At 71.7% G+C, this 12,563-nt stretch carries 9 protein-coding genes and 2 pseudogenes; 7 read left to right on the forward strand and 4 right to left on the reverse strand.

The window, feature by feature from the left end; translation table 11 throughout:
* Window positions 1-33: 33 nt before the first annotated feature.
* Window positions 34-222, reverse strand: a complete 189-nt coding sequence (locus tag G6R25_RS15675) for a DUF2461 family protein (RefSeq protein WP_235948625.1) — start codon at window positions 220-222, stop codon at window positions 34-36.
* A 238-nt stretch (window positions 223-460) separates the two neighbouring features.
* On the opposite strand from G6R25_RS15675, the gene G6R25_RS15680 reads away from it, so the two are divergent.
* The 7 genes and pseudogenes from G6R25_RS15680 (at window position 461) to G6R25_RS15705 (ending at window position 9,718) form a co-directional block, all read left to right on the forward strand.
* Window positions 461-2,248 carry a thiamine pyrophosphate-requiring protein gene (locus G6R25_RS15680; RefSeq protein ID WP_163553548.1) on the forward strand — a complete coding sequence of 596 codons (1,788 nt, stop codon included), beginning with the start codon at window positions 461-463 and terminating at the stop codon, window positions 2,246-2,248.
* 299 nt (window positions 2,249-2,547) lie between these two features.
* On the forward strand, window positions 2,548-2,835 hold the full coding sequence (locus G6R25_RS15685; protein ID WP_205447153.1) for a hypothetical protein: 288 nt from the start codon (window positions 2,548-2,550) through the stop codon (window positions 2,833-2,835).
* Window positions 2,836-3,018: 183 nt separating this feature from the next.
* Window positions 3,019-3,567 (forward strand): annotated as a pseudogene (locus G6R25_RS31655) (ATP-binding cassette domain-containing protein); the annotation flags it as partial.
* A gap of 304 nt (window positions 3,568-3,871) precedes the next feature.
* Window positions 3,872-4,738 (forward strand): ABC transporter permease, encoded by an 867-nt coding sequence (locus tag G6R25_RS27420; protein ID WP_235948627.1) that lies wholly within the window; start codon window positions 3,872-3,874, stop codon window positions 4,736-4,738.
* A 345-nt stretch (window positions 4,739-5,083) separates the two neighbouring features.
* Window positions 5,084-7,405 (forward strand): hypothetical protein, encoded by a 2,322-nt coding sequence (locus G6R25_RS15695; RefSeq protein WP_235948629.1) that lies wholly within the window; start codon window positions 5,084-5,086, stop codon window positions 7,403-7,405.
* 157 nt (window positions 7,406-7,562) lie between these two features.
* Window positions 7,563-8,726: a hypothetical protein gene (locus G6R25_RS15700; protein WP_163553550.1), complete on the forward strand. Its 1,164-nt coding sequence runs from the start codon at window positions 7,563-7,565 to the stop codon at window positions 8,724-8,726.
* Window positions 8,727-8,845: 119 nt separating this feature from the next.
* Window positions 8,846-9,718 (forward strand): glycosyl hydrolase, encoded by an 873-nt coding sequence (locus G6R25_RS15705; RefSeq protein WP_235948631.1) that lies wholly within the window; start codon window positions 8,846-8,848, stop codon window positions 9,716-9,718.
* Between the two features lie 93 nt (window positions 9,719-9,811).
* Here the strand turns inward: G6R25_RS15705 and lysS are convergent, their stop codons facing one another.
* The 3 genes and pseudogenes from lysS to G6R25_RS15720 all read right to left on the reverse strand — a co-directional run.
* Window positions 9,812-11,659, reverse strand: a complete 1,848-nt coding sequence (lysS, locus tag G6R25_RS15710; RefSeq protein WP_235948633.1) for a lysine--tRNA ligase — start codon at window positions 11,657-11,659, stop codon at window positions 9,812-9,814.
* A gap of 71 nt (window positions 11,660-11,730) precedes the next feature.
* A pseudogene (locus tag G6R25_RS15715) lies at window positions 11,731-11,859 on the reverse strand (helix-turn-helix domain-containing protein); the annotation flags it as partial.
* Between the two features lie 51 nt (window positions 11,860-11,910).
* On the reverse strand, window positions 11,911-12,563 hold a 653-nt coding region (locus tag G6R25_RS15720), incomplete at its 5' end, for a class I SAM-dependent methyltransferase (RefSeq protein ID WP_163553555.1).

Below are 12,563 nucleotides of genomic sequence, written 5' to 3' on the forward strand. Positions count from 1 at the left end.
ACGGGGCCAATACTCCGCGTAGCAGATCGCAACCTAGAACGATCTTCCCGGGGCCCTGGGTTCCAGGGTATCGAGCAGGGCGACCATCGGGCCGCGCACGGCCTTCTCATATGTCTCGCGATGGTCTGTCCAGTAGGCCTTGCTGTTGTCGGCCTCCAGCCCGTCGTAGAAGACCAGGGCCTCCGGGGGGGGAACCGGTGAACTCCGACATCGGTACTCCATTCACGGCGGCGGACAGGACGGGCCGCTCCAGCCACGCGACGGCCGGTCGCGCTCGGGCGCAGCCTATGACCGGCCATCGACAGAACCGGCCGGAACCCCGCGGCCTGCGGCAGCCACGCCACGCTCGGCCGGGCGAGACACCGGGCGAGACAGGAGCCGGTTTTGGGCGCCGGGCGCGGGTAGAGCACCCCTCGTACCGGCGTTGGCACCGGCGACGTGCGACGAGAGGAACCGCTTCATGAGCCAGACCGTGGGCGACTTCATCCTGGCTCGGCTGCGCGCCTGGGGCGTCGAGCATGTGTTCGGCTATCCCGGCGACGGCATCAACGGGCTGCTCGCCGCCTGGGGGCGGGCCGACAACCGGCCCCGTTTCATCCAGACCCGGCACGAGGAGATGGCCGCGTTCGCCGCGGTGGGGTACGCGAAGTTCACCGGAAAGGTCGGGGTCTGCGCGGCGACCTCGGGGCCGGGCGCCATCCACCTGCTCAACGGCCTGTATGACGCCAAGCTCGACCACGTCCCGGTGGTCGCGATCGTCGGCCAGACCAACCGCAGCGCGATGGGCGGCTCCTACCAGCAGGAGGTCGACCTGCTCAGCCTGTTCAAGGACGTGGCCAGCGAGTACGTGCAGGTGGTCAACGTCCCCGAGCAGCTGCCCAACGTCCTGGACCGGGCCCTGCGGGTCGCGCTCGCCGAGCGGGCCCCGACCTGCGTCATCCTGCCCGCGGACGTGCAGGAGCTCGACTACTCCCCGCCGACGCACGCGTTCAAGATGGTGCCGTCCAGCCTCGGGGTGCGCTGGCCGGCGGTGTCCCCCGACGACGCCGGCGTGCGGGCGGCCGCCGAGCTGCTCAACGCCGGGAAGAAGGTGGCGATCCTCGCCGGCCAGGGCGCCCGCGGCGCGCGGACGGAGCTGATCGAGGTCGCCGACCGGCTCGGCGCCGGCGTCGCGAAGGCGCTGCTCGGCAAGGACGTGCTACCCGACGACCTGCCGTTCGTCACCGGCGCCATCGGCCTGCTGGGCACCCGGCCGAGCTACGAACTCATGCGGGACTGCGACACGCTGCTCACCGTCGGTTCGAGCTTCCCGTACACCCAGTTCCTGCCCGATCTACACCAGGCCCGCGGCGTGCAGATCGACATCGACGCCCGCTACATCGGCATGCGCTACCCGTACGAGATCAACCTGGTCGGGGACGCGGCGGCGACCCTGCGGGCGCTGCTGCCCCTGCTCGACCGCAAGGAGGACCGCTCCTGGCCGGAGACGATCGAGGGCAACGTCGCCCGCTGGTGGGAGACCGTCGAGCGGGAGGCGCACGTCGAGGGCAAGCCGATCAACCCGATGCGGCTGTTCTGGGAGGCCTCCGCCCGGCTGCCCGACAACACCATCCTCGCCGCCGACTCCGGCTCCGCGGCCAACTGGTATGCCCGTGACCTGCGCCTGCGTGGGGACATGCGCGGCTCGCTGTCGGGGACGCTCGCGACGATGGGCCCCGGCGTGCCGTACGGGATCGGCGCGAAATTCGGCCACCCCGACCGCCCCGTCGTCGTGTTCGAGGGCGACGGCGCCATGCAGATGAACGGCCTGGCCGAGCTGCTCACCATCGCCCGCTACTGGCACGAGTGGGCCGACCCCCGGTTCGTCATCGCCGTGCTGCACAACAACGACCTCAACCAGGTCACCTGGGAGATGCGGGCGATGCAGGGCGCGCCGAAGTTCACCGAGTCGCAGACGCTGCCCGAGGTGTCCTACGCCGACTTCGCCCGCGCGGTGGGCCTGCACGGGGTGGCCGTCGACGAGCCCGGCCAGCTCGGCCCCGCCTGCGACCGCGCGTTGGCCGCCGACCGCCCCACCATCCTCGACGTCCGCACCGACCCGGGCTTCCCCCCGATCCCGCCGCACACCACGTTCGAGCGGGCCAAGGACACCGCCGAAGCCCTCCTCAAGGGCGACGAGAACCGCCGCGGCATCATCTCCGCCGGCCTGCGCACCAAGGTCCAGGAACTCCTCCCTCACCGCACCTGACCCGCGAAGGGCTCCCTGACGAATCCGGCCCGCCCCTCATGCCGGCACTCGCGTTCGGCCACTCGTCGGGTCCGTCCGAGCCGTGATGATGAGCGTCTGCGGTGACAGTTCGGCGTCGGTATGCCGGGTACGGATGTCCGTGAAGCCGTTGCAGCTCAGCAGGTATTCCCAGGTCGCCGGAGAGTGGGTGTACCAGCGGATGCGTGCCTCCGGCGTCGCAGGGGTGATCCGTCGCCGGTCGGTGCCTCGGACGGAGAAGGCGAGGAGCCCGCCTGGGGGCGGAACTCGGCTTGGAGGCGGTGTCCTTCGTCTCCGTCCTGCTCCGCTCCGAGTCGGCGTCATCGTCCGGGATCGAGAACCTCACGGCAGGAGCCAGGACGATCGCCCTCGCCGAACTCGGGAGCACGGCGAACCGCAACGCGACCGAGATCGTCGGCAACGTTGCCGCGATGAGGTCGGCTCTGCACCTGGCCGACCGCCTCGACGAGCCCGAGGCCGCCCTGTCCTTCACTGCCAACCTGCGCCTGGTCGCCAACCACCGTTGTCCGGTCCGCAGCCGGCGAAGGCGGCGGCCATCTCCTCGGTGACGAGCGCGCTGGCCTGCTCGAAGTGCGCCGGCCGCGGTTCGGCTCGTCCGCCGCTGGGGTGCCGCCACCGGAAGCCGCCACACATCCGGCCCCGGACGCGATGCGCCCGCAGCGCGTGCACGGGACCGGCATCGGAACTCGCCGGGCCGGACATCGCCCGGATCGGGACGCGACGTTGGCAGGATGCGGCGAGTGCACTCCGGATTGGAACCGACCCCGAGCGTGACCAACGTGGCCGGAGTCGCCGCTCGGCACACCCCACCCGGCGCGCTCGTCGACGCCGCAGCTGTCTCCGCGACCGACGTGCGGATCCGGCGCGGGGCCCGCCGGCACGGGCGGGGCGGCCACGAGGTCATCCACGGGGTCACGTTCACCGTGCCCCGAGGCAGCGTGACGGGGGTGATCGGACCGAGCGGCGGTGGGAAGACCACGCTGCTGCGGGGGATCGTCGGGGTGCAGGGCGGGGTGGACGGGGACCTGCGCGTCCTCGGTTACGCCGCCGGCGACGCCTGCCTGCGCCGCCGGGTCGGCTACGCCGCCCAGACCGCGTCGGTGTACGGCGACCTGACCGTGCGGGAGAATCTGCGCTACTTCGCCTCGCTGGCCCAGGCCGACGACCCCGACGATCCCACCCGGGCACCCGGCTACCTCGACACGCTGCTGGCACACGTCGGCCTGACCGAGCAGGCCTCCAGACTGGTCAACCATCTTTCGGGCGGCCAGCGCTCGCGGGCGTCCCTGGCCGTGGCGATGATCGGCGGCACCGACCTGCTCGTCCTCGACGAGCCCACCGTCGGGGCCGACCCGCTGCTGCGCCGGCGGCTGTGGGCCGACTTCCGCCAGCTCGCCGCGCGTGGCATGACCATCCTGGTCAGCTCACATGTGATGGACGAGGCGATCCGCTGCGACCGCCTGCTGCTGCTCTACGAGGGGACGCTGCTCGCCCAGGGCACGCCCGCCGACCTGCTCGCCACCACCGACTGCACCGACCTGGAGGAGGGTTTCCTGCGCCTCGTCGAGGCACCGGACCGCCGGGATGGCCCTCCATCGTCGACGGACACGGGAGGCGGACGGCGCCGACGACGCTCCACCGACGCTCAGACCGGGATCGGGACACGCCGCTTCCCGCAGCCGGGGACATCCCCCCGACGTCGCGACCTGCCCGCGCCGCAAACCCCTCGACGCGGTCCGTACCGACGCCACCGCCATCCGGGTGCTGCGCCAGCTCGGCCGCGACCGCCGCACCCTCGCGCTGGTCCTGTTGCTGCTGCTGACGTTGCGGCTGCTGTTCAACCGGTCCCCCGACACCTTCGACCGGGTGGGGCCGGCGCTGCTCGGGATCTTCCCACTCATGACGATGTTCTTCGTCACGTCCGTCGCGATGCTGCGCGAACGCACCTCCGGCACCCTGGAACGGCTGCTGACCACCCCGGTCGGCCGTGGGGATCTGCTCGTCGGCTACGGGCTGGCCTTCGCCGTGCTCGCCGCGGCGCAGGCCGCGTTCGCCACCGCGCTGACCGTCGGCGCGCTCGGCCTCACCGTGCGGGGATCGGCCCCCATGCTCTTCGTGGCGGCCATTCTCAGCTCCTTCCTCAGGACCACGCTCGGCCTGTGGATGAGCGCGTTCGCCCGCACCGAGTTCGAGGCCGTGCAGCTCATCCCGGCGGCGCTGATCCCCCAGTTCATGCTGTGCGGCATCCTGCTGCCGCGGCACGACATGCTGCCGGCGCTCGACGCGATCAGCACCGTCATGCCGATGACCTACGTCGTCGACGCCATGGCCCGGCTGTCGACGTCGCGGCAGTTCGACCACTGGCTTGCCCGCGACCTCGTGATCGTCGTCGGCTGCACCGTCGCGGCCCTCGGCCTCGCCGCGGTGACGCTGCGCCGCCGGCACCCGTAGGTCCGGCGCTGTGCGAGAGAATCGCGCCGTTACCCCGCCCTCGGCGTCGGTCGGGTGCGGCACATCCGGCCCGCCCCGCCCGGGTGAGCCACCCATATCGGGCTACCATCGACGTGCTGGCTGCCAGGCATACGGCGCTGCGGTGGACCCGTCCCGGGTTCGCCGAGCGAGAGCCCCGGCAGTCTCCGGCGAGATGCGCCGGTCGGGATCGGGTTGATGCGGCATGGAGAGGACGGTCGGCGGTGGATGGATGAGTCCGGCCACGGATTCCCATCCGATGATGATCAGGATGGTCCGCCTTCCAACCGCCGGCCGCGCCTGCCGCAGCCAGGCGGGCGATCCCCGGTGACCCGCGCCGATCCGGGTCCCACCACGCAGACGACCCGGCGCCTGACCGTGTCGGGGCCCCGTCGCTCGGCCACGCCGCCCTCAGATCCGGCCGCCGCGCCCGCCGACCAGGACCAGCCCGTCGGCGAGGACCGGCCGGCGGGGCCCCCTCCCCAGCGCTCGGGCCGGCCATCGCCCAGTCCGGCGACTCCGGTCGAATTCACGGCAACGACCGAGCTGGCCGCGTTGCGCCGCCGTCTCGGCATGCCCGACGTCACCGACAGCCACCGGGCCAAAAGCGATCCTCGGGGTGGGCGGGACACCAGCCCCGGCGCCAGGCAGGACGGCCGGGCCGCGGGCACCGGCCCCGGTCGAGACCATCACCATGGCCGCGAGCTGGACCGAGATCCGGCCCTGTACTCCGTTGGCCGCTCCCAGCGGGCCAGGGAACGCCACCGGGACCCCGACCGCCACCAGGACCCCGACCGCAGCCGGGATCCGCACCGCCGCCGGGGCCCCGACCGCAGCCAGGGCGCCGAAAACGGGCCGCGACGCGGGCGACTCGGAGACTCAGAGGCCGCCGCGGGCCACCGCCAGGGGCATGGATACGGTCACGGCCGCGAGTTCGGCTCTGGACTGGGCCGGGACTCCGAGCCCACCGCCGGGCGGGCCTGGGACCCGCGCGGCGAGGCACCCGCGGGCGAGCGCGATTCCCGGGAACCGGACCCGGCGCGCCGGGTGGAGCCGTTCGACCACGAGCGGACGCAGATCATCCGCGGGCTGCGTGGGCGTCGGGTGCCCGGGCCGGACAACTTTCGCTCCCCACACGCGCCCATAGCCGAGGGCCTGATCCCGATGTACGGCACGATGACCGGGGAGTTCTTCCTCGGTGGGCTCAACCGACCGGATCCGGCGACCGGCGGCCCGGGCGTGCCCGGTGGGACGGCCGTCGCGGACCGCGTCGAGCCGGCCGACTACGGGCTCGCGGACCTCAGCGAGGACGCCGGTTCGGGCGGTCGGCACCGGGTCGAGCGGACCACTCGCGGATCAAGCCGCTCCCGGGCGATCTGGACGCTCGTCGACCAGGTGCTTTCCAGCGGCACGAACGCCGTGATGTCGTTCATCATCGCCCGCAGCGTGAGCTCGTCGGAGTTCGGCGCGTTCGGCGTGGCGTTCGCGATCTTCTCCCTGATGATCGGCTTTTCGAAGGCCGCGGGCACCGCGCCGCTGGGCATCAAGTTCGCGGACGTGTCCCCCCAGGTGTTCCGGGCGGCGGGCGCCGCGGGCACCGGGACCGCCTTCGTCATCGGGCTGTTCTCCGGGGTGGTGACGCTGGTCGTCGGCCTCGCGCTCGGCGGCGGCGTCGGCAACTCCCTGATCGCGATGGGCCTGGTGTTCCCGGCACTGCTGCTCCAGGACGCCTGGCGGCAGGTGTTCTTCGCCGAGGGCCGGCCAGCCGCAGCCGCGGCCAACGACGGGATCTGGGCGATCGTCCAGATCGGGGCGATCTTCCTGCTGATCGTCCGCGATGTGTCGACCTCATGGGCGATGCTGCTGGCCTGGGGCGGGGCGGCAGCCGTCGCGGCCGTCCTCGGGATCTTTCAGGCCGGCTTCCGGCCCGCGACGAACCAGGCCCGGTCCTGGATCGCCGAGCACCGCGACATCAACGGCTACATGAGCGCCGAGTACCTCACCGTCCAGGGCGCCCAGCAGGCCTCGACGCTGCTGCTCGGCACCCTGGGGGCGATCGACCTCGTCGGCGCGCTGCGCGGCGTGCAGACCCTGCTCGGGCCGACGACGATCCTCGCGGTCGGGATCGTGAGCTGGGCGATCCCCGAGTTCTCCCGCCGCAAGGACATGTCCGCTGGGGCACGGCTGCGAGCCGCCTACACGCTGTCCGGGGTGATCGTCACCGTCGGCGTGATCTGGGGAACGGTCTTCCTGTTCCTGCCGGCGAGTATCGGTCACTCGCTGCTCGGCGACACCTGGGGGCAGACCCACCACCTGCTGGCGTTGTCGATCGTGCAGCAGGCGGGGCCAGCGGCGACGGTCGGACCGGCGTGCATGCTCTACGCGATGGGCCAGGCCAAACTCACCTTCCGCGCGAACGCCGTCCTGGCCCCGCAGCTACTCGCCTACCCGATCATCGGGCTGGAGCTCGGCGGCGGGACGGGAGCGGTCGTCGGCTACATCGCGGCGTTCTGGATCACGGTGCCGTACTGGTTCTTCCTCGTCCGCCGGGTCGCCCGCGAGGCGAAACCGGACGGCGCCACCGCCACCAACGCCACCGCCAAGGAGCCGGCCGGAGCGGAGCCCGCCGGATCGAAGGAGCCCGGATGAGGCGGACCGTGCCCGGCCCCGACGGTGGGCGCCCAGAAATTCTTCAGATCACGACCGGCCCGTCGGGGGGCGGCGAACATATAGGTAGGATCTCGACCAGCGTCGAGACCGTTCCGGTGATTGCCGCCTGGCCCCGGGCCAGGCGGGGGGGGTTGAGATGAATCTGCGCATCCTGTATCGATCCGTTGGTTCGGAGAACGCGAAGAACCGGCCAGCGTTCTACAGCAAGCAGCTGGCGCTCGCGTCTCTTCTGCGCGCCGTTGAGCAAGTCGAGATCCCGACGACGATCGTCTTCGTCAACGACGGTCCGATGCCGGCGGATCGCCTTTCGATGATGGCGGACGCCGGCGAGATCATCCCGGTCGCGTGTGGCAGCAATCGCGCGTCGTACCGCCACGTCCTCCGAATGCCCCGGCTGCGCCGCTGGGCCGCCGACGATCTGGTGTGGCTCGCGGAAGACGACTATCTGTACACAGAGAACTCACTGTCCGCGCTGGTTTCCGCCGCCGCCGCCCTTCCGAGCATCGAATACTTCACTCTCTACGGCACGTCGCGACTCTCCCCCACCTCCACCCGTCGGCGCCCACAGATCACCGACGACGCCGTTCACGAGCACGCCCCGCTGATCGAGGGGGTGGCCTGGGCTCGCACCGCCGCCACGACCAGCACCTTTGGTCTGCGCGTCGGCACCCTCGTCGAAGATGAGCTGCTGTTGCGCTCGATCCCCTTCGTCGGCGGCGCCTTCGACCGCGCGACGTGCCTGACGTTGCAGGGCTTCCAACCGTTCCGCCTGCCGGAGCTGGGTGGTGAGCCACCCAAGGTGCAACCGGCGACGGCGGCCGCGCGGATGGCCCGCCGGGCGGCGCTGACCGGACTGCGGGCCACCCTGAACGCGGTCGCGCTGGCTCGGCCCGAGCGACGGCGACGGACCCTGCTGGTCCCCGCGCCCTCCCTGGCCACGCACATGGAGCTGGGCCCCGCGCTCGTCACCGGCCACGACTGGCCCGCGGAGGCCGACGGCGTCCGCGCCTGGATGGCGTCGCGGAACGCGAGCTCCACGGGACCGACGACGAAGCAGACCGCGCCGGCGGGTGCGAGGCCCGCCGGCGCGGCGAGCGGGATCCCCGCGGGCACCGCGGAACCGGGCGTACTGGTGTCGGGCACCTCCCCCCGGGCCGTTTCCGCGAGCGGCGCCGCCACCTCCGCCGCGCCCGCGGCCGGGCGCTCGTCGCCGGCGTCGACCAACCAGTCCTCGGCGCCGGGGGCCGGTGCGACCCCGCCTCCCGCTGCACCGGTCCTACGCAGGCCTTTCGTAACGTGAAAGGCGGGCGGACGCGTCTTTCCCTGGCCCTGCTGATGGTGACCGCACTGTTGACCGTCGGGCTCGCGGCGTGCTCCGGTTCGTCGGAGCCTGAGCCCGGTCCCAGCGGGGTGCACTGGGTGTCCGGCACCAACGGCAACTACCCCGCCGACGTCAACGCCTGGCAGACGTTCACCGGCCGCAAGACCGGGCTCGCGATCGTCTTCACCGAGCGCAGGGACTGGTACAACATGGTCTCGGCGAACTGGCCGACGTCGGCCTTCACCCGGGACAAGTTCCCCGGTGAGCTGTCGATCGCGCAGCCGCCGTTCCCCCGCGACGGCAACGAGGCGACCTGCGCCAGCGGCGCCTACGACAACTACTGGCGCACGTTTGGCACGACGCTGACGAAGTTCGGCCGCGCCGACGCCTACATCCGGCTCGGCTGGGAGCTCAACGGCGACTACATGTACTGGCACGTACGCAATGTCGAGACCTGGAAGACGTGCTTTCGCCGGACCGTGACCGCGCTGCGCTCGACCGCACCGGCCGTAAAGATTGACTGGAACATGAACGCCCACACCGACAAGCTGCCCGGGAGCGGGCGGGACGTGTGGGACGCCTATCCCGGCGACCAGTACGTCAACATCGTCAGCATCGACTCCTACGACCACTATCCCGCGTCGGTCAGTGAGAAGAGCTGGAACCGCCAGTGCCATCAGCGGTCCGGGCTGTGCACGGTGATCCAGTTCGCTCACGATCACGGCAAGAAGTTCGCCGTCCCGGAGTGGGGGGTGGTCCGGTCGGAGGGCGGCGGCGGCGACAACCCCTTCTACATCCAGAAGATGCACGAGACCTTCGCCGCGAATGCCACGAATCTGGCATATGAGGCGTACTACAACAATTCCGAGCCGGCCAACGTCCGGTCATCGCTGTTCAAACCGGATCTGAACCCCAAGTCCTCGAAGCGCTATCTGAAGCTGTTCGGCCCCGCCTCACCCGGCACCAGCTGACCGGCTCCTCCTCGCGGGCGCCTGGCCGGCCGTGGCCGTCGGCGGGTCATCGCTCGGGATGCGGCCGGCCCGCGGCCGAGAAGTCCAAGCCTCTCAGCCGCCGGCGAGCAGGGAACGGATCCGCTCCGGGCCGACCGCCAGCAGCAGCGTGGGCAGGCGCGGGCCGGTGTCCCTGCCGACCAGCAGCCGGTAGAGCAGAACGAAGAACCCGCGCTGGGCCTGCTTGAGCTCGGCGGTGGCCGGCGCGTCCGCGGGCAGCCCGCGCAGCAGCTTGGGCACGGCGTAGGTCAGCGTGGTGAGCCCGTCCAGCGACCAGTCCTCCTCGAGGCCGTCGACGAGGATGGCGAGGGCCTTGGTCTCGTCGGCGCTCAAGCCCGCCAGTGCCGCCCGGTCCGGCTCGGTCCGCACGATGGTGCGCTGCTCGGCGGGCACATGCTCGCCGGTCCAGGCCCGCGCGCAGTCCAGCCGCGGCTGGAGGTCGTCGAGCGTGAACGGCGCCTCCCCCGTGCCGCCGGCTTCGCCTCCACCGGACGCGTCGCTGCCGCAGGCCTGGCGCAGGATCCGCAGGATCTGGGTCGGATCGTCGGCGGTGATGTCGCAGATCGACGACAGCAGCCGGAACGGGAACACGGTGCGCGGCGCATCGACCGGGCCTCCCCCGACGGTCCCCCGCGAACGCGACACCACGGTGACCTCCGCGGGCTCGGCCGCGCCGTCGTCGACCCGCCAGTTCAGCGCGTCCCACTCGTCGTAGACGCGTAGCACCTCCGCGCCGAAGTCGACGGTGATGGCCTGGTTCGGCCGGCGCCGGGCGTAGATCCAGCGCACGATCGCCGGCTCCAGGATGTGCAGGGCATCCGCCGGGGTGGGGGCCCCACCCTCCGACCCGGAGAGTTTGGCCCGCCCGCGGACCCCGACGAAGGAGTACGGCAGGTACACCGGTGGCTCGCCGCCGAGCACCTCCCGGACGATGTGGCCGCCGACGGTGAAGCTTGACCCGGGCGAGGAGTGGTCCACCCCACCGGCCTCGAAGGCGACGCTCTCGAAGGCCCAGCGCATCGGCCAGTCGACCTTCCACACCAGCTTGCCGTTCGCCGGCCCGCGCACGTCGAAGCGGCCGCGGTTGCCGCAGGAGGAGCACGTGTAGTCGCCCTGGCCGGCTACCGGGTCGAAGGAGGCCACCGCCGTCGTGTCACGGCCGCAGTCCTCGCAGTAAGGCCGGAACGGGAAGTAGGCCGACGCCGAGGCCGAACCCTCGTCGTCGTCGGCCCCCTCGTCGGCGGCGACGTCGACGTCCGCCGGCGGGGCCTCCCCTGCCGCCGCCGCTCCCCCGCGCCCGCCGCGCCCAGCCCGGCCACCGGAACCGGCCCTGCCCGACCCAGAGCCAGCCGACCCGGAGCCAGCAGGATCCGAGCCGGCGGGTGCTGCCACGGGCGACGGTTGCAGCGTGCGGTACCGGCCGAGGATGCCGTCTATGGCGGGGGCGGCGGCGATCGCCCGGGCGATGCCGTCCGCGTAGGCGCCCGAACGGTACATCTCGGTCTGGCTGATCTCGCGGACCTCGATGCCGAGGCGACGCAGCGCGTCGCGGAACGGCGCCTTGAACCGCTCCGCCCAGCTCGGGAACTCGCCCCACGGGTCGGGGACGGCCGTCAGCGGCCGGCCGACGTGCTCGGCGAAGTCGGCAGGCACCCCGGCGGGCACCTTGCGCAGCCGGTCGTAGTCATCCCAGGACAGGATGTGCTCGCAGGGCACCCCGCGGGACCGGATCTCCTCGGCGACGAGGTGCGGGACGAGGATCTCCCGCAGGTTGCCGAGGTGAATGGGCCCCGACGGGCTGATCCCCGACGCGCAGACGACCTTCTCGCCGCCCGGGCGCCGCTGCGCCCGCTCGATCGCTTCGTCCGCGGCCTTGGCCATCCAGTCCCGGCGATCAACCACAGTCCCACCACATCTCGACGTCGAACCCTTGGCAACAACCCTAACGGTCTCGCGTGGAGCCGCGTCACCCCGCGGTGGTCGCGGGGGCTGACGCCGTACTGGCGGCGGAAGGCGGTACTCAGCGCAAACGGGCTGCCGTAACCGACGCGGCGGGCCACCGATCCGACGGAGGCGTCCGATTCGCGCAGCAGGTCCGCGGCGGGGTTCCCCATCCCGGCTGGGTGAGGAACCCCGGGTAGGCCAGCCGGCGATCAGGTGCCAAGCGATGCGAATACCGCCGTAAGTTGGACCAGCTCGACGAACTTGTTGTCCGGAGAGCAAACGCGCAGCGCCTCGGTGATCTCCTCCTCGAAGGCGGTTCGCCGGGCGCCCAGCAGCCCCCGAACCTGGAACGAGGTCGAATACAGATAGCCGATGACCTGTTCGATCGTCCACCGTCGTTCGAATTCGTAGAGGATCCGTTCGACCCGCCGAAACGGAGATCTTTTCACGACGATCTCATGGGATTCCATGGTCGGCACGACGACGCCGCTGCCGGCGCGGCGCACGGTTCCCAGGAACTTCGCCTGTGTTTGTTCGATCGCTCGCTGCCAGTCGGTGGCGGGCCGGTCGAGGCCGTAATCGCTGACGATCACGAATCCGCCGGTCGGCGTGACCATGCCGGCGACCGTCGCCAGCACCTGGTCCCGGTCCATCCAGTGGAACGAACGGCCCATGGTCACCAGTTGAAACCGACCGAGGTCCGACGGAAGGTTCTCCGCGGCCGCCGCCACCCAGCGCACATTACGGACACCGGCGCGATCCGCCTGCTGTGCCGCCTCCGCGAGCATCTCCGGTTCCGGATCGACCCCGATGACTTCCCGCATCCGGGCGGCCAGGGCAAGCGTGAGAGTTCCGGGCCCGC

The sequence above is a fragment of the Candidatus Frankia alpina genome, assembly GCF_902806485.1.
In the GTDB taxonomy this organism is placed as follows: domain Bacteria; phylum Actinomycetota; class Actinomycetes; order Frankiales; family Frankiaceae; genus Frankia; species Frankia alpina.